This is a genomic window from Microlunatus antarcticus (assembly GCF_014193425.1).
GTDB lineage: Bacteria > Actinomycetota > Actinomycetes > Propionibacteriales > Propionibacteriaceae > Microlunatus > Microlunatus antarcticus.
The window spans coordinates 1,268,106-1,286,214 of sequence record NZ_JACHZG010000001.1; the positions used below are offsets into that span (position 1 = coordinate 1,268,106).

13 protein-coding genes are annotated in these 18,109 nt (G+C 71.7%); 9 read left to right on the top strand and 4 right to left on the bottom strand.

The window, feature by feature from the left end:
• Positions 1-113 precede the first annotated feature (113 nt).
• The 4 genes from FHX39_RS05850 to aqpZ all read left to right on the top strand — a co-directional run bounded on the left by FHX39_RS05850 (position 114) and on the right by aqpZ (position 5,152).
• Complete coding sequence (locus FHX39_RS05850; protein ID WP_183337206.1) at positions 114-593, top strand: hypothetical protein; 480 nt, start codon at positions 114-116, stop codon at positions 591-593.
• A gap of 52 nt (positions 594-645) precedes the next feature.
• Positions 646-2,817 carry an adenylate/guanylate cyclase domain-containing protein gene (locus FHX39_RS05855; protein WP_183337207.1) on the top strand — a complete coding sequence of 724 codons (2,172 nt, stop codon included), beginning with the start codon at positions 646-648 and terminating at the stop codon, positions 2,815-2,817.
• Positions 2,810-4,261, top strand: a complete 1,452-nt coding sequence (locus tag FHX39_RS05860; protein WP_183337208.1) for a mechanosensitive ion channel domain-containing protein — start codon at positions 2,810-2,812, stop codon at positions 4,259-4,261. Before FHX39_RS05855 ends, FHX39_RS05860 begins: the two co-directional genes overlap by 8 nt.
• Positions 4,262-4,366: 105 nt before the next feature.
• Positions 4,367-5,152 (top strand): aquaporin Z, encoded by a 786-nt coding sequence (gene aqpZ / locus FHX39_RS05865; protein WP_183337209.1) that lies wholly within the window; start codon positions 4,367-4,369, stop codon positions 5,150-5,152.
• 129 nt (positions 5,153-5,281) lie between these two features.
• On the opposite strand, the gene FHX39_RS05870 is transcribed toward aqpZ, so the two are convergent.
• Complete coding sequence (locus tag FHX39_RS05870; RefSeq protein WP_183337210.1) at positions 5,282-6,283, bottom strand: hypothetical protein; 1,002 nt, start codon at positions 6,281-6,283, stop codon at positions 5,282-5,284.
• A gap of 231 nt (positions 6,284-6,514) precedes the next feature.
• Here FHX39_RS05870 and pheS point away from each other — a divergent pair, with 231 nt between their 5' ends.
• On the top strand, positions 6,515-7,624 hold the full coding sequence (pheS, locus tag FHX39_RS05875) for a phenylalanine--tRNA ligase subunit alpha (protein WP_183337211.1): 1,110 nt from the start codon (positions 6,515-6,517) through the stop codon (positions 7,622-7,624).
• Positions 7,621-10,113, top strand: a complete 2,493-nt coding sequence (pheT, locus tag FHX39_RS05880) for a phenylalanine--tRNA ligase subunit beta (protein WP_183337212.1) — start codon at positions 7,621-7,623, stop codon at positions 10,111-10,113. Before pheS ends, pheT begins: the two co-directional genes overlap by 4 nt.
• 16 nt (positions 10,114-10,129) lie before the next feature.
• Here the strand turns inward: pheT and FHX39_RS05885 are convergent, their stop codons facing one another.
• The 3 genes from FHX39_RS05885 to FHX39_RS05895 all read right to left on the bottom strand — a co-directional run bounded on the left by FHX39_RS05885 (position 10,130) and on the right by FHX39_RS05895 (position 13,927).
• Entirely contained in the window at positions 10,130-11,251 is a 1,122-nt protein-coding gene (locus tag FHX39_RS05885) for a right-handed parallel beta-helix repeat-containing protein (protein ID WP_183337213.1), read from the bottom strand.
• 234 nt (positions 11,252-11,485) lie between these two features.
• On the bottom strand, positions 11,486-12,652 hold the full coding sequence (locus tag FHX39_RS05890) for a right-handed parallel beta-helix repeat-containing protein (RefSeq protein ID WP_183337214.1): 1,167 nt from the start codon (positions 12,650-12,652) through the stop codon (positions 11,486-11,488).
• 273 nt (positions 12,653-12,925) lie between these two features.
• A complete protein-coding gene (locus FHX39_RS05895; protein WP_183337215.1) occupies positions 12,926-13,927 on the bottom strand; it encodes a right-handed parallel beta-helix repeat-containing protein in 1,002 nt (333 codons plus the stop codon).
• A 411-nt stretch (positions 13,928-14,338) separates the two neighbouring features.
• Between FHX39_RS05895 and FHX39_RS05900 the strand changes: the two genes are divergently transcribed.
• From FHX39_RS05900 to FHX39_RS05910, 3 genes are read left to right on the top strand one after another with little or no spacing between them, the layout of a single operon-like run.
• Complete coding sequence (locus FHX39_RS05900) at positions 14,339-15,457, top strand: glycosyltransferase (protein ID WP_183337216.1); 1,119 nt, start codon at positions 14,339-14,341, stop codon at positions 15,455-15,457.
• Positions 15,454-16,521, top strand: a complete 1,068-nt coding sequence (locus FHX39_RS05905) for a glycosyltransferase family 4 protein (protein WP_183337217.1) — start codon at positions 15,454-15,456, stop codon at positions 16,519-16,521. Before FHX39_RS05900 ends, FHX39_RS05905 begins: the two co-directional genes overlap by 4 nt.
• On the top strand, positions 16,514-18,109 hold the full coding sequence (locus FHX39_RS05910; protein ID WP_183337218.1) for a lipopolysaccharide biosynthesis protein: 1,596 nt from the start codon (positions 16,514-16,516) through the stop codon (positions 18,107-18,109). The genes FHX39_RS05905 and FHX39_RS05910 overlap by 8 nt, the downstream gene beginning before the upstream one ends.

Sequence of the window (18,109 nt, forward strand, 5' to 3'; positions counted from 1 at the left end):
CACGATATCCGTACCGGGCCCGCCCGAAAACCCGCCCCGCCCCGCACAGCCCAGGACCGGACGGTTCAAGGTCGGTCCCGGCCCCTAATTTTCGGACTCGGACGATGTCGCCCGTGCCACCCCCGAGCACGAGCGCGCGTCGAGGAGGAACCATCGCTGCACAGGTAGGTGAGCTGGGACCCGCGCTGGCGTCCTGGAACGACTTCGTGGGCACCGCCGCCGCCGACGAGTCCGGACCGACGACCACCGGCCCGAGCCTGTACGAGGTGGCCGGCCTGGACCCGGCCGCCTGGATCATCCTCAGCGTCGACCTGGACTCGGCCGGGCCGGCGTCGAGCCTCGTGGTCTACGCCCTCGACCGCCGTGTGCACGGCGTCGGCTCGTACGCCGACCTCGTCGAGCTGGGCCAGCAGACCGGGGAGCTCGGCGTCACGGCGTTCGAGCTGACCGGTCCGGAGGCCCGCCGGCTCGGCGCGTCCGCCTTCGAACGGCTCTCCGTGCGTCTCGTCGCCCGTCCCTTCCACGACCAGCGGCTCGTCGTCCAGGCGCGCCACGCGCTGCCCGCCGGCGCCGACCGCTCCACGAACCGCTGAGCCAGACCCGTCCGACCCTGCACCCGCACCACCCGACGACCCCCGGAGTCCCGTGTCCCTCGAGAACGCCCCCACGCCCGCCCTGTCCGCGCGCCCGCGCCGCCGGCGGCGCACCTACCTCTGGGGCCGGCTGGGCATCCGCTCCAAGCTGCTCGCGATGCTGCTGGTCGTCAGCATCCTGTCGATCCTCGCGGCGAGCTTCTTCGCCTACCGCTCGTCCAGCCGGGCGCTGACCGCGCAGGCGACGGAGCAGCTGACGTCGATCCGCGACGCCCGGACGCGGCAGATCCAGCAGACCTTCACCAGCCTGGGCCGTTCGGCCGTGCTGAACAGCGCGAACGCCACGGCCACGGAGGCCATGAGCGCCTTCAGCCGGGACTACGCCGAGCTGCAGGGCCGGGCGGCGACGTCAGGCGAACAGAGCGCGCTCAACGGCTACTACGAGGACGTCTTCCTGCCCGAGCTCCGGAAGAACACGGACGGCGACGTGACCGCGCAGAGCTTCGAGCCGACGGGCAACGCCGCGCGCTACCTCCAGTCGCGCTACACCGTGCCGAGCAAGGGCGACTTCGACGCGGCGATCAAGGTCGACGACGCGGGCGACGGCTCGGCCTGGTCGGCCGACCACGCCAAGTACCACCCCTACTTCCGACAGGTCGTGGAGTCCTACGGCTACGACGACGCCCTGCTCGTCGACCCCGACGGCAACGTCGTCTACACCGCGTACAAGGGTGTCGACCTCGGCACGAACCTGCTGACCGGGCCCTACAAGGACTCCGGCCTCGAGGACGCGTTCCGCGCCGTGCTGCGCTCGAACACGGTCAACGACGTGAGCGTCGTCGACTTCGAGCCGTACGCCCCCTCCTACGACGTCCCCATCGGCTTCGCCCTGTCCCCGATCGGGGTCGACGGCAAGCTCACGGGCGTGCTCGTCGTCCAGCTGCCCACGACGGCCATCAACGACGTCATGACGTCCAACGGGCAGTGGGCCCAGACCGGGCTGGGGGAGAGCGGCGAGAGCTATCTCGTCGGGCCGGACGGGACGCTGCGGTCGACGTCGCGCCTGCTCGAGGAGGACCCCGAGGCCTACCGGGCCGCCGTCGTCGCCCAGGGCACGCCGCCTCAGGTGGCCGACCGGATCGTCGCGGACAAGAACCCGATCCTGCGTCAGGACGTGGAGACCCCGGCCGTCGAGGAGGCCCTGCGGGGACAGACCGGCACCTCGGTCGAGACCGACTACCTGGGCCGGCGCGTGCTCACCGCGTACGCCCCCGTCGCGATCAACGGCGTCAACTGGGCCGTGATCTCGCAGATCGACGAGGACGAGGCGCTGCGACCGGTCAGCGACCTGCTCCGCACGCTCGGTCTCACCACGCTCGGCATCGTCCTGGTCATCACGCTCGCGTCCCTGCTGCTCGCCCGGGTCTTCACCCGCCCCGTCGACCGGCTGGTCAGCGGCGTCCGCCAGGTCGCCGGTGGTGACCTGGACGCGCGGGTGGACGTCCGGGGCCAGGACGAGTTCGCGGACCTCGCCACCGCGTTCAACGACATGGGGTCCAGCCTCAGCACCAAGCAGGAGCTGCTGGACGCCGAGATGGCCGAGAACGACCGGCTGCTCGGCACCCTCATGCCGGCCGCCGTGGCCGAGCGCTACCGGACCGGCGAGACGAACATCGCCGAGGAGCACACCGACGTCTCGGTCCTCTACGCGACGATCGACAACCTCGACGCGCTGGGTCAGGGCGAGGACGTGTCGGAGGGGGTCAGCCTGCTGAACGAGCTCGTCGCGAGCTTCGACCGCGCCGCCGAGCGGACGGGCGTGGAGAAGGTCCGCGTGCTGCGCTCGGGCTACATCGCCAGCTGCGGGCTCGTCGTCCCCCGGGTCGACCACGCGCTGCGCTCGGTCGACTTCGCCACCGAGATGTGGCAGGCGGTCCAGCTGTTCAGCGCCCAGCACGGCGTCCAGCTCGGCCTGCGGGTCGGCATCGACTCGGGCAAGGTGACCAGCGGGCTCGTGGGAGGCGCCGCCATCTACGACCTGTGGGGCGACAGCGTCAACCTCGCCTTCCGCACCCAGGCGGCGAACCGCGAGCCCGGCATCTACCTGACCGAGGCCGTCCACCAGCGGGTGCGGGACGCCCACACCTTCAGCCCGGCCGGGGAGATCACCACCAAGACCGGCGAGGAACCCGTCTGGCGGCTGGAGGTGGACGCCCGTGTCTGACCTGGTCCAGCAGCCGTGGTTCGGCTGGGCGGTGCTGGTGGTCGTCGGGCTGCCCGTCCTGACGATCGTGCTCACCGAGGTCGAGGGCCGCCTCGTCCGCCGGCGCAGCTCCATGGCCCGGCCCGTCCGCCTGCTGCGGGCGTTCATCCTGCCCGTGGGCGCGCTGCTGGTGCTGCTCACCCAGGTCCCCAACTCCGTCGTGTCGAACGAGAGCGGGATCGTCAAGATCACGGCGACCGTGCTGGGCCTGACGGTGCTCGTCTTCGTGCTGTCGGGGCTCAACACCGCGCTGTTCCTCAACGCCTCGGCGGCGTCGTGGCGCGGCCGGATGCCGTCGATCTTCATCGACATCGTCCGCATCATCATCATCGGCGTCGGGCTCGCCGTGCTGCTGTCCGTGGTCTGGGGCGCCGACGTCGGTGGCCTCTTCGCCGCGCTCGGCGTGACCTCGATCGTCCTCGGCCTCATCCTGCAGAACGCGCTCGGCTCCATCGTCGGCGGGCTGCTGCTCCTCTTCGAGCAGCCCTTCAAGCTGGGGGACTGGATCGAGTACAGCAAGACGCGGGGCCGGATCGTCGGGGTGAACTGGCGCGCGGTCCACATCGAGGTCGACAACGGCATCATGATCGTCCCGAACTCCTCGCTCGCCGAGGGGGCGTTCACCAACCTCAGCCGCCCCACCACGCAGTGGACCGAGACGGTCGAGCTGACCTTCACCGAGAACGACCCGCCGCGCGACGTCATCGACCTCTGCAACGAGGTCGCGCGGGGGCTGCCGCGGCTGGCGCCCGGGCACGAGCCCAGCACCGTCCGCACCGGGTCCGGAAAGTACGCGACCTCGATCCCGCTGACGACGTTCGCCGACAGCGGCGAGGCCACCGCCGAGCTGCTCACCCGCCTCTGGTACGCGGCACGCCGCGCGAACCTGGCGCTGAACGGCGCGGACATCTGGCAGGGCGAGAGCACCGCCGACGTGGAGGTCCTGCTCGCCCGCGCCGCGACGCGGCTGCGGCTCGAAGCCGACCAGGTGGCCGAGCTGGCCCCCCGGATGGACCTCGAGCGCTGGGCGCCGGGCGAGGTGCTCCAGCGCGTGGGGCAGGTGCCGACCGCGATGCGGTGGATCAGCGAGGGCACGGTGGCCCTCCGGGTGCCCGCCCCGCTCGGCGGAGAGCTGGGCGTGCTCAACCTCGGGCCGGGCGACCTCCTCGGGCAGACCGCGCTCACCCGCACCGGGACGCCGTGGACGCTCACCGCGGTCAGCGAGGTGACCGTCCTGGTTCTCCCGTACGACGTCCTGACGGACCTGGTCCGCGCGGACAACCGGCTCGCACGCGAGCTGGGGGTCGAGATCGACCAGCGCAAGGCCGCCGTCGACGCGGCCCAGGTGCAGACCGACGAACCGGCGATGCGGCGATCGACCTCAGGGGCCGCCGCGCGAGCCTGACTGTTCTTTCGGTGCGCGTACAGCAAGATGACCTCGATCAGCTGCGACGCCGCACCTCCACCACGATCATCCTGTGACCCACCTCTGAACCAGAAGGACCCCCTCATGAACGAACCCACCCTGGGAGCCAAGCTCGGAGCCGAGGCTCTCGGCACCTTCGGCCTCGTCTTCGGCGGCTGCGGCAGCGCCGTCCTGGCCGCCAAGTTCCTCACCGAGGACGGCGTGCAGCTCGGCATCGGCTTCGTCGGTGTCGCCCTCGCCTTCGGCCTCACCGTGCTCACCGGCGCGTACGCCTTCGGCCACGTCTCCGGCGGCCACTTCAACCCCGCGGTCACCATCGGCCTCGCCGTGGCCAAGCGCTTCGAGTGGAAGGGCGTCCTGCCCTACATCGTCACGCAGATCGTCTCCGGCACGCTCGCCGCGCTGGTGCTCTACATCATCGCCAGCGGCAAGTCCGGCTTCAGCGCCAGCGAGAGCGGCTTCGCGTCCAACGGCTACGGCGCGCACTCACCGGGCGGCTACGGCCTCGGCGCGGCGCTGCTGACCGAGATCGTCATGACGGCCGCGTTCCTCTACGTGATCCTCGGCGCCACCGACGACCGCGCGCCCAAGGGCTTCGCCCCGATCGCGATCGGCCTCGCGCTGACCCTCATCCACCTGATCAGCATCCCGGTCACCAACACCTCGGTGAACCCGGCCCGCTCGATCGCGGTGGCCATCTTCGCCGGCCCCGCAGCGCTGTCGCAGCTCTGGCTGTTCATCGTCGCCCCGATCATCGGTGCGGCCATCGCCGGCGCCAGCTACGCCGCCATCACCGGTGCCCGGCCGAACGCCGTCGACGTCGGCGTCGCCAACAACCCGGGCGTCGGGACGGCCAAGAAGGGTCGCTGACCCTCACCCGTACGCACCTCCTGAGCCCGTCGAAGCACTGCTTCGGCGGGCTCAGGCACGTCCGGGGGCAACGTTCGTGAGCCCGTCGACTGCTCTCGTCCGGGGTGGGGCGTCGCTCGGGGCAGACGCCTATGTCCTAGCGCGAGCGGTCTCGACCTGCACGGACGAAGCTCCAACCGATGTCGTCTCCGTGCCGCTCCGGTCGACCTCGACCGGAGATGGGCTCGCACTGCCGGAACCAGAAGCAGGGGGCGCCGCGGAGACTTCGGAGTCGGGTGGCTGCTGACGGCGCCGGAGGGCGGCCGAGAGTCTGACTCGGACGACCCGGTACCCCAGCATGCGCTGGAAGTGACGCAGGCCCTCGGGAAGGTTGCTCATCGTGGCGGTGTCGACCAGGTACCGCACGCCACGGGCGACCAGCGCTTCCGCGAGCACCGAGCTCATCAGGTAGCGGGCGTTGCTCGCGTCCGTGGAGTCCTCCAGCGTGCGAAAGTAGGCCAGCATCGACCATGCCCCGTCGGTCGGCACCACGGCCATGAGCAGCGGGACGTCGTCTCGGGAGTAGGCGACGAGCCACAGGCGGTGATCGAGCAGACGCGAGTTGTCGACGTCCGCGGAGCGGTATCTCTCCTGGGGATGGATCCGCTCCCTGCTTTCGGACAGCGCGACCAGACGCCGGCGTTCGGCGACATCGTCGACGGGTTCCCAGCGCACCCCGGCCCTCTCTGCGGCCCGCGTCTTGCGTCGGAGTGTCTGCTTCGACCGCCCCTCCGCGTACTGCTTCGGCGTCTTGGGCAGGATCAGCACGCTGGCGACCTCGTGCAGCGGCGTACGGATGAAGGCGGTCTTGAGCGTCCGTCGCCCGAAGTGGGCCAGCCCTTGGCGAATGACCCGGCCCTCGATCGAGTCCGAGACGTCGATCGTGAGGACGGGGAGAGACCGCGCGGCACGGAGGGCTCTGACAGACCTCGGGAGCTGTTCGAGGACGCCGAGACCTCGTGAGCCGGCGGCGGTCGCGTACGACGTGAAGAACGCGGAGACCAGTTCTTCGGCGCCGCCGTCCTCGAGCTCCGTGGGACTGCCACCGACCTCTTGCCGGCGGCCCAGCACGTGGCGCCAGGCCTGGTGCACCAACTCAGTTCTCCCTGCATCTTCACGTGGCTCGACAGAGCTTCGATTCTCCCAGACCACGCTGTCGAAGGAGGTCGATACGGGTGGAAGAGCACGCTGCGGCGGGCGCGACAGGCCGTGGCCGCCGTGCGGCTGGCCGTGCCCTGCGGAACGTGGTCGCGGACCCACCCGGAACGTTCCTAGACTGCTGGGGTTTGTGACGAGTACCGCCCCCAGGAGGTCGAGCACGCGATGTCGGGCCCGAACAAGACGTACGACCCGGTCCAGGTGACCCCGTTGGACGCCGAGCACGTCGAGGCGATGGTGGCGGACGCCCTCGCCGCCTTCGAGGCCGCCGGCAGCACGGAGGAGCTGAAGGCCGCGCGGCTCGCGCACGCCGGCGACCGGTCGCCCATCGCGCTGGCCAACCGGGAGATCGGCGCGCTGCCCCCTCAGGGTCGCAAGGACGCCGGGGCCCGGGTCGGACGGGCGCGCGGCACGATCAACGCGGCGCTCAAGGCGCGTGAGGCCGAGATCGGCACCGTCGAGCTCGAGCGCCGGCTGCGCGAGGAGCGCGTCGACGTCACGCTGCCCGTCGCGCTGGGCCCGGTCGGGGCCGTGCACCCGATCACCGCCCTGATGAACGTCATGGAGGACGTCTTCGTCGCCATGGGCTGGGAGGTCGCCGAGGGCCCCGAGCTCGAGGCCGAGTGGCTGAACTTCGACGCCCTCAACTTCGTCCCCGACCACCCGGCGCGCACGATGCAGGACACCCTCTTCGTCGAGCCGGAGGGCAGCAACCTCGTGCTGCGCACCCACACCTCGCCGGTGCAGGCGCGCACCATGCTGACCCGCGAGCCCCCGATCTACGTCGTCTGCCCGGGCAAGGTCTACCGCGCCGACGAGTACGACGCGACGCACACGCCCGTGTTCCACCAGATCGAGGGCCTCGTCGTCGACCGCGGCATCACGCTCGCGCACCTGCGCGGCACGCTGGACCACTTCGCGCGGGCGATGTTCGGCGACACCCGGACGCGCATGCGACCCAACTACTTCCCCTTCACCGAGCCGTCGGCCGAGGTCGACCTGCTCTGCTTCGTCTGCCACGGCGACTCGGTCGGCAGTCCCGACCGCCCGTGCAAGACCTGCCGAAGCGAGGGCTGGATCGAGTGGGGCGGCTGCGGCGTGGTCAACCCGCGGGTGCTGGCGGCCTGCGGGATCGACCCCGAGGTCTACTCGGGCTTCGCCTTCGGCATGGGGGTCGAGCGGACGTTGATGTTCCGGAACGCGGCGGAGGACATGCGCGACATGGTCGAGGGTGACGTGCGGTTCAGCCGCTCGCTCGTGGGGACCGCCCGATGAGGGCGCCGGTCTCCTGGCTGCGCGAGCACGCGGCCCTGCCCGCCGACCTGACCGGTCGGCAGCTGTCCGACGCGCTCGTGCGCGCCGGGCTCGAGGTCGAGTCCGTCGACGAGGTGGGCGGCGACGTCCAGGGCCCGGTCGTCGTCGGTCGCGTCCTCGAGCTCACGCCCGAGGAGCACAGCAACGGCAAGACCATCAACTGGTGCTCGGTGGACGTGGGGGAGCCCGAACCGCGCGGCATCGTCTGCGGGGCCCACAACTTCGCGGCCGGCGACCTCGTCGTCGTCGCGCTGCCGGGCGCCCGGCTGCCCGGCGACTTCGACATCGCCGCGCGCAAGACGTACGGCCACGTGTCCGACGGCATGATCTGCTCGGCCGCCGAGCTCGGTCTCGGCGACGACCACTCCGGGATCATCGTGCTGCGAGCCGACGCGGGCGAGCCCGAGCCGGTCCCCGGCCAGGACGCCCGTCCGGTCCTCCACCTCGAGGACGAGGTCCTCGACATCGCGGTGACGCCCGACCGTGGCTACTGCCTCTCGGTCCGCGGCCTCGCCCGGGAGGCGGCGCAGGCGACCGGCACCGTGTTCACCGATCCGGTCGACCGTCCGGTGCCCGCCCCGAAGGCCGATGGCCACCCCGTGTCGATCAAGTCCGAGGCCTGCAGCGTCTTCACCGCCCTCACCGTCGACGGGCTCGACCCGTCGCGCCCGAGCCCGCGCTGGCTGACCCGCCGCGTGCAGCTGGCCGGGATGCGCCCGATCTCGCTCGTCGTCGACGTCGCCAACTACGTGATGCTGCAGACCGGCCAGCCCCTGCACACGTACGACGCGGCGTCGCTCACAGGGACCGTCGTGGCCCGACAGGCCGAGCGCGGCGAGAAGCTGCGGACGCTGGACGACACCGTCCGTGCGCTCGACCCGGCCGACCTGGTCATCGCCGACGACTCCGGCCCGATCGGCCTCGCCGGCGTCATGGGCGGAGCCGCGACCGAAGTACGCGGCACGACGACCTCGGTCGTCATCGAGGCGGCCGCGTTCGACGCGCTCACCCTGGCCCGCACGTCGCGACGCCACAAGCTGTCGTCCGAGGCCTCCCGGCGCTACGAGCGTGGCGTCGACCCGGCCGCCGGGTACGCCGCCGCCCACCGCGCTGCCGCCCTGCTCGTCGAGCTGGGCGGGGGGACCCTGCGCGCGGAGGAGACCGTCACCGGCACCGTTCCCGTGCCGCCCACCACGCGCTTCGACGTCACGCTCCCGGAACGCATCTTGGGGACGCCCGTGGAGCGCGCCCGGGTCGAGGAGCTGCTCGTCGCCGTCGGCGCCACGGTGCAGGACGACGCCTCGGGGACCCTCACGGTCCTGCCGCCCACCTGGCGGCCCGACCTGCGCGACCCGTACGACTTCGTCGAGGAGGTCGGCCGCCTCGTCGGCTTCGAGAACATCACCCCGGTCGTGCCGTCCGCCCCGCCCGGACGAGGGCTCACCCGGTCGCAGCGCGACCGCCGTGCGGTGACCGCGCGCCTGGCCACGGTGGGCGCGGTCGAGGTGCTGAACTTCCCGTTCCTCTCGACCGGAGAGCTCGACCGGCTCGGGCTGCCCGCCGACGACCGACGTCGTTCGCTCAACCGCCTGGTCAACCCGCTGTCCGACACGCAGCCGGCGCTGCGCACCACGCTGCTGCCGGGCTTGTTCGGCGCGGTCACCCGCAACACCAGCCGCGGGCTGGACGACCTCGCGATCTTCGAGACCGGGTCGGTGTTCTTCGCCGCCGTCCCGTCGATCACCGCACCCCGGCCGGGCGTCGACCGTCGGCCCGACGCGCTCGCCCTCGAGCAGATGGACGACGCCCTCGGCGACCAGCCGCGGATGCTCGCCGCCGTGCTCACCGGCGCCTGGGTGCGGGCCGGCTGGCGCGGTCCCGCCCAGCCGGCCGGCTGGACCCAGGCCGTCGCGCTCGCCGAGGAGGCGGCCGCCGCCGTCGGGACGTCGCTCGACCGGCACCCGGCGGAACGGGCTCCCTGGCACCCCGGCCGTTGCGCCGAGCTGCGACTGACGCAGACCGACGTGGTCGTCGGCCACGCGGGCGAGCTCCACCCGACGGTCTGCGCCGCGTACGGGCTGCCGCCCCGGACGAGCGCGCTCGAGCTCGAGCTCGACGTGCTCCTGGCCGGCGCCCCGGACCGGGGCGAGGTGGCACCGCTGTCGTCCTACCCCGTGGCCAAGGAGGACGTCGCCCTCGTCGTGGACGAGGCCGTCACGGCCGAGGACGTCGCCGTCGCGCTCCGGCGCGGCGGTGGTGAGCTGCTCGAGTCGCTCGAGCTGTTCGACGTGTTCCGCGGCCCGCAGATCGGCGACGGGAAGAAGTCCTTGGCCTACGCGCTGCGGTTCCGCGCCTTCGGCCGCACGCTCGCCGCGGCCGAGGTCGGTGCGGCCCGCGACGCGGCCGTCGCGGCGACGACCGAGCTGGGGGCGGTGCAGCGGACCGAGTGAGGTGGGGGCTCCGGTCTCAGCCCACCCAGCTCGTGCGGGTGTAGACGTCCGAGGGCACGTTGGCCGAGAAGACGTTCCCGCCACCGCGCACGGTGAACTTGTAGAGGGACACGTGCACGATCGCGCAACCGCCGTCAGCCCGCACGCCCACCTGCGACGACGCGCCGCGGCGGGTGTCGCTGATGGTGACGTGGTCGGCCGAGATGTCCCTCGGGGGTGAGGACGGGTTGCCCGAGTAGATCAGGAACGCGCCGTGATCGACCCCGGAGGCGGTGTTGGAGCCCTGCAGATCCGCCGTCTGGACCCGCACCCGCTTCGGGGCGAAGGTGTTCCAGGGATCTCCCTCGCTGGCGATGTAGATGGCGGCCGCGCTCGAGGCCTGGACCTTGACGTCGCGCAGGGTGATGTCGTCCCCGCCCACCACGCTGACTCCTCGACCCCAGGTGTTCCCCCGCACCGTCGGCCGGTCGATGAGCACCCGCGCCACGGGGACCCTGTCGTTCCGGTAGGAGACCACGGCGACCCCGTCGTCCCCCGACCGCTCGACGAGGGCTCGTCGGACCGTCCCGTCGTGGGTCGGACCGGTGAGGTGAATGCCGTCCGCCCGCGTGTCGTGCACCTGCACGTCCTCGAGCAGGAAGCTCGAGCTGCCCCAGAGATAGATCCCGGCGGCGGCGGAGCCGTCGATGACGACCCTGCGGACCACGATGCCGGTCCGAGCTCCGAGACGCAGCTTCATCTGCTCGAACGCCCCCCAGCGGCGCGTCGTCGTCTGCATCCTGAGCGTGATGTCGTCCACCTCGACCCGATCGGCGTCGACGAACACCTCGGAGCGGGCCTCGTTCGTCGCGAGGAGAGTTCCCTGGCCCACGATCCGCACGTCCGGAGTGCGCACGGTGAGGATGTCGGTGTGCCGGTAGACCTTGCCGTCGCCGATCGCGAGGGTGTCGCCCGGTCGGAGGGCGTCCAAGGAGCGTTGGAGCGCCGCAGTGTCGTCGGTCGAACCGTCGCCCACCGCGCCGAAGCTCTCGGGGGTGAGCGGAGGTGCCGGGGCGACGGTGGTCGGAGCCGGTGCTGCGGCCGGAGACGTCGGGGCCGCTGCGGCCCGGGGCGCCGCCGTGGCCACAGGCGCAGCCACCGAGCCTGCGAGCAGGGCCAGGACGATCGCGCCCAGGAGGGCTTTCCCACGCCCGGGCGGACAACGGTGAAGGGCGGTGGTGGACATGGCTTCCTCCGGGGGTTCGCGCACCCGGCGCACGACGCTGCGCCCGGTGCAAGTGGTCCCCCGTGCAGTGGTTCCCCGTGCGGTTCGGTCTCCTGCCTCAGCCCTTCCTGCTGGCTCGCTCCCGCAGCCTCAGGGCTAAGTCGTGGCTCAGCTCCTCGACTTCCAGCCTGTCCGGCGGTAGGCCGAGGCGGGCACGTTGCTGGAGAAGACGTGGCCACCTCCACTCACGGTGAAGCGGCTGAGCTTGATCTTGCGCACGCTGCACCCCGGGTCGGCCCGGATCCCGACCTGCGAGCTCGCCTGCCGGCGGGTTCCGGTGATCTTCACCTTGTCGGCGGAGATGTCCCGCGGCGCGAACCCCGGGTTGCCGGCGTAGACCAGGAACGCTCCATGATCGACACCGGCTGCCGTGTTCGACGAGCGCAAGCGCGCTCCCTGGACCTTCACCCGCACCGGCGCGAATGTGTTCCAGGGGCTGCCCTCGCTCGCGATGTAGACGGCCGCCGAGCTCGACGCCCGGACGTCCACCTTCCGTAGGGTGAGGTCCTCGCCCCCGACCACGCTGATCCCGCGCCCCCAGCTGTTGTCCCGCACGGTCGGTGCGTCGACGAGGACCTTCTTCACCGGCACCCCGTCCTGCTGGTAGGAGACGATGCCGATCCCGTCGTCACCCGCCCGATCGACGACCGCGCGGCGGATCGTGCCGTCGTGCGACGGACCCGTGACGTGGATGCCGTCCGCTCTCGTGTCGCGCACCCGCACGTCGTCGATGACGAAGTGGGACGTGCCCCACAGGTAGATGCCCGCCGCAGCCGACCCGTCGACGGTCACGCGGCGCAGCACGATGCCGCTACGTTCGCCGAGCCGGAGCTTCATCTGGTCGAACGTCCCCCAGCGCTGCGTGGTCGACCGCACCGAGAAGGTCGTGTCGTCGATCTCGACCCGGTCGGCGTCGACGAACACGGCCGAGCGGCTCTCGTCCGTCGCGAGGAGGGTCGCCTTGCCGGCGATGCGGACGCGCGGGGTGCGGAGGGTGAGAACGTCGTCGTGCGCGTAGACCTTCCCGGCCCCGAGCTTCAGGGTCGTGCCGGGTCGGAGTGCGTCGAGGGCCCGCCGGAGAGCGGCGGTGTCGTCGACCTTCCCGTTCCCGACGGCCCCGAAGGCTTCCGGGGTCAGCGTCGTCGTGGCGGCGGAGGCTGAGGGCAGCGGACCCGTCAGGGCGACGAGCACGACGACGCCCAGTGCCGCCGCTCGACGAGCCAGGACGGTAGGCGTGCTGAGGTGCTGGTGCGTCCGGTCGGCGTGAGGAGCCATGGGACCTCTCGGGGCTGAGCAGGCAGCGTCGATCCCCGTGTGCTGCTGTGCAGGAGTCCCCGAGCGGTGTGACGAGACCCAGCACCTGCGTCGCCCGGCGATGGGCGGACGCGTGGCCTCGCTCGCGGCAATCTAGCGTCCTGCGGCGACCTCCGCACCAGATTGGGCAAGTCTCGACGGATCGCCGGCAAGCGAGGGAGCGCAGGGACGGACGGATCGCGTGTCCGGTCTATTCGTGCGCACCGCACGCTCAGACGCGAGCGTCCGGGCTGCTCAGACCTTCCAGCCCGAGCGCGTGTAGGACGACGCAGGGACGTTGGCCAGGAAGGCCTTGCCCCCGCCCTCGACGGTGAAGTCGGTCAGCGTCACACGCTCGGCGGTGCAGGAGGGGTCGGCCCGCACCCCGACCTGCGACGAGGCCCCGGGCCGGGTGCCCCGAATGGTGACGTCGCTGGCCGAGATGTCCGAGGGTGGGTGGCCCGGGTTGCCCGCGTAGACCAGGAACGCCCCATGGTCGACGCTCGCGGCGGTGTTGGAGTCGACGAGCGTGGCGCCGACGACCTTCACGCGCTCGGGCGCGAACGTGTAGTACGGGCTGCCCTCGCTCGCGATGTAGACGGCGGCCGAGCTGGAGGCGAGCACGTTCACGTCGGTGTAGGTGATGTCCTCGCCGCCCACGACGCTCACCCCGCGCCCCCCGGTGCTGTTGCGCACCGTGGGCGACTCGACCATCACGCGGCGGACCGGTTCCTTGTCCTCCAGGTAGGAGACCACCGCGACGCCGTCGTCCCCCGCCCGGTCGACGACGGGTTTCCGCACGACGCCGTCGTGCGCGGTCCCCGTGATGTGGATGCCGTCGGCGCGCGTGTCCCGCACCTGCAGGTTCTCGAGCAGGAAGTTCGAGACCCCCGAGCCGACGTAGACCCCGGCTGCCGAGGAGCCGTCGATGACCACGTTCCGCACGACGATGCCCGTGTGGTCCGCCAAGCGCAGCTTCATCTGCTCGAAGGTCTCGCCGCGTCGGGTGGTGGACTGCATCTTGAAGGTCGGACCGTCGACGACCACGCGGTCGGCGTCGAGCAGGACCTCGGAACGGTCCTCGTTCGTGGCGAGGAAGGTGCCCGAGCCGCTGATGCTGACGTCCGGCTGCCGCACCGTCAGGATGTCGCTGTGCCGGTAGACCTTCCCGGCGGCGATGTCCAACGTCTGCCCGGGGCGGAGGGCGTCGAGAGCCCGCTGCAGCGCTGCGGTGTCGTCGGTGGAACCGTCGCCCACGGCCCCGAAGGACTGGGGTGAGAGACCTGACGTGGTGGCCGGCGTCGTGGTGCTGGGGGGCGGCGGGGGTTCGGTGGTGCTACCGCACCCGGCGGCCGTCCAACCAACGATGACCACCGCCGCGAGGACGCGAAACAAGGCTGAGCTGCAGTCCACGATGCTCTGCAGGTTACCGCAACGCGGTGGCGGACGCCGAAGGACGAGCCTGCTGGCTCGGTGGGTGACGCACTCCACCTCGTGGGTATTTGCCGTTCCGGGTGAGCGGATTCGTCCGGACCGATAGAGTGAGGTCCGCCGGACCGGGGGCGGTTCGACAACTTCTTTTGGGGGAGCTGGTCGTCGACCAGCGTTGCGATGCCGCAGACCTGGTCATCGCAAGACCAGTCGCCCGCGCCGACATTCCGGGGAGACATGGTGACCGAAACGCACGCCCGTGGGGCGCTCGTCCATGAGTGGATAGCCCAGTCGGGCGGGTCCGAGAACGTCTTCGAGGCGTTCAGCGAGATGTTTCCGCAGGCCGATCTCTACTGCTTGTGGAACGACTCCGTGGGGCGCTTCGCCGGCCGCCAGCTGAACGAGACGTGGCTGGCGCGCACCCCGCTGAGGCGGAGCAAGGTCGCAGCGCTGCCCTTCATGCCCGCCACCTGGCGCAGGCTGGAGGACCGTGGCTACGACTGGGCCCTGATCAGCTCGCACCTCTTCGCGCACCACGCCCGCTTCGGCGGACGTGCAGACCTTCCGCGCTTCGTCTACGTGCACAGCCCGGCCCGCTACATCTGGACCCCGGATCACGACGGTCGCGGCGCGAGCCTGCCGCTGCGGGCGGCTTCGGCCCTGCTGAAACCGATGGACCGGAAGCGAGCCCACGAAGGTGCTCAGTTCGCCGCCAACAGCGCCTTCGTGCGCGAGCGCGTCGCCTCCACCTGGGAGGTCGACAGCCGGGTGATCTTCCCCCCGGTCGAGGTGGAGTCGATCCAGGCGGTGCCCAGCTGGCGCGACGAGCTGACCGTCGAGGAGCAGGCCGTGCTGGACTCGTTGCCCGAAGGCTTCGTCCTCGGGGCCTCCCGGTTCATCCCGTACAAGCGGCTGGAGCTGGTGGTCGCGGTCGGGGAGCGCGCGGGTCGGCCGGTCGTCCTGGCCGGCCGGGGTCCTGAGCTCGACAGGTTGCGGGCCGTCGGCGAGGCGGCATCCGTCCCCGTGGTGATCCTCGAGGGGCCTTCGACCGCCATGCTGCGAGCGCTTTACCAGACCACGGACCTCTTCGTGTTCCCGGCCGTCGAGGACTTCGGGATCATGCCCGTGGAGGCCATGGCCGCCGGGGCGCCGGTGCTGGCCCAGGCCCTCGGCGGCACGGCGGAGAGCGTCGTGCCGGGACTCACGGGGGCGCTCATCACCTTCGACGACCACGACGAGATGGGTCCCGCCGCGGAGGCCGCGATGGCGACCGGCCGGACCGACCGGATCGCTCATGCGCGGACCTTCTCGCGCGGGCGCTTCGAGCAGGAGATCCACGGATGGGTAGGCCGATGACCCGCACGACCGTCGCCGTCAACCAGAGCTACGTGACGCAGCGCGTCACCGGGCAGCAGCGCTACGCCCACGAGATCGCTAGCCGGTTACGGTCACGACCCGGGGTCGTGATGCTCGAGCCGACCGGGTGGTGGCGCACGTCGGCCCTGCGTGTGTGGGCCTGGACCCTCTCCGCGTTGCCGTTGCGGGCCGGGTCGCGGGTCCTGGTCTCGCTGACCGCCAGGGCGCCGCTGTGGGCACGCCGACACGTGCTCGTCGTCCACGACCTGTTCGTCCTGACCAACCCCGAGTGGTTCAGCCGGGCCTACGTGTGGACCCACGCGCCGCTGCTCCGGGCACAGCTGCGGACCGCTCAGGCGCTGGTGGCGGTCAGCGAGCCCGTGGCTGAGCAGCTGGCCGCGTACGACGTCCCTGTCCGGGTGGCGCCCAACGCGCCGAGCACCGTCTTCAGCGCCCCGAGCGGCCCGGACGACGCGGCGGTGCTGCTGTCCCGGGGTCTCGTGAGCGGCTCCTACCTGCTCGCGGTGGGCAGCCTGGACCCGCGCAAGAACCTCCCGCTGCTGGCCCAGGCCTATGCGGCACTGTCCGACGCGGAGCGGACCACTCACCCGTTGGTCGTGGTGGGCGGGGGCGCCGGCATCTTCCGGTCCGAGCAGATCAGCTGGCCCGCCGAGGTCGTCGACGCCGGCTACGTGAGCGACGACGAGCTGCGCGCGCTGTACGCAGGCTGCCGCGCGGTGGTGTTCGTCAGCCACGCCGAGGGTTTCGGTCTGCCGCTCGTCGAGGCTGCGGCGGCAGGGGCCGGCTCGCTGGTCATCTCAGAGCTGCCCGTGTTCCGCTGGATCTGCGGCGACGGGGCGCACTACGTGGACCCGCGGTCCGTCGAGAGCATCACCGGCGGCCTCCGTGAGGCGATCGAGGATCCACGTCCGCCCAGCATCGACCTCGCCCGCTTCACCTGGGACCGGTCCGCGGAGATCGTGGCGGCGATCTGCTCGTTGGTGGCCCGCGGGTCGCACGCCGGACCGGCCGAGCCGCGAGACGGGGCGGCCCTCGATGACTGACGACGGCTCCACGCCCGGGTCCGATGCCGAACCGCTCGGTCCGGTCCCGCCGCTGACCACGTCCGAAGCGCTGGCGCCCACGGCTCCGGTGACGGAGGCGACCAGCCGCCGTGGCGCTTTCTCGGGAGGCATCTGGAGCGCTGCCTCGGCGGTGCTGCCGATGGCCGGGACGCTGGCCCTGTCGATCGTGATCGGCCGCCGGCTCGGCACCGACGTGCTCGGGGAGCAGAGCCTGGTCGCCTACGTCGCCTCGTCGATCACGCACATCCTCGTCTTCTCGGTCACGATCGCCAGCGTGCAGCTGCTCGCCTCGGCGACCGGTGACCACGACGTCAAGAAGGCCGCCTGGTTGGCGCGCTGGTCGTACCACGTCCACATCGCCACCGGTCTGCTCTCGGCGAGCATCCTGCTGCTGGCGGGGCTGGACCGCCAGGACTACCGGCTGCTGTGGGTGCTCGCTGCCTGCACCACCCTGGTCGATGCGGTCGGCTGGGCGCACGCCTGCCGCAACATCGCCCAGCAGGGGTGGGGCCCGACGTCGTCCAGGCGGCTCGTCGCTCAGGCCGTGAACCCCCTGCTGGCGATCGTCGCGATCTACGCCGGGCTCGGGATCGACGCGGTCTTCGCGGTGCAGCTCGTGGTCAGCATCGTCCTGACCGTCGCACTCCGGGCCATCGACGTCCGCACCAACCAGTTCCCGCCGCGCGAGCGCCCTGCCCCTGAGTGGCGCCCCGTGGCACGCCTGTGGGGCATGTTCGTCGTCTCCGGCCTGATCGTCCAGATCGTCGAGCGTCGTCTGGAGCTCGTGTTCCTCGACTGGTACTCGGACGCGCGCTCGGTCGCCATGTACTCGGTGGCGTTCAGCCTCATCAGCATCCCCACCACGCTGCTGGGCTCGCTGATCGGGGCCGCCATGCCGGCGATCGCGGCGCGGAACGCCCGCGAGCCCCGAGCGGTGGAGCTGGCCCTGGGTCGGGCCGCCCGTGTCCTGCTGACGCTCGAGCTGGTGGTCGTGGCGGGTGCGGTGACGGTGGGGCCGGGCGTGCTGGTGCTTGCTTACGGTCGCGATTTCGTCGAATCGGCCAGGCTCGTCCGGTGGCTCGGGTTCAGCCTTCTCCTCACGCCGCTCGCCCAGCTCTACTCGACGTTCTGGAGCGGGACGGGTCGGCTCCGCCCGGTGCTCATCGCCGGCGGATCGGCCGCGGTCATCGACATCGCTCTGGCCTGGACGCTCATCCCGGGTCTCGGGACGACGGGCGCCGTGATCGCCACGATCTCCGCACAGCTGGTCAGCGCGGGTGTTCTCGTCGTCTACTCGCTGCGAAGCGGGGTGGTGGTGGACCTCCGCTGGTGGCGTCTGGTCCGCGCGGGCCTCGTGGCGCTGGCCGCCGGGGGAGCAGCAGTGCTCCTGCAGCACCTGGTCGCCGGACCGTTGGGCCTGGTCCTCTCGGTCGTGGCCTTCATGGCCGTCCTGGGACTGGGCTCCCGGCTGGTCGGGATGCTCGACCACAGCGACGTGGAGTGGGTGGCGGGCACCGTCCCCGGACCGGCGTCACGCCTCGTGCTCGCCCTGTCGCGTCGGGGCTGA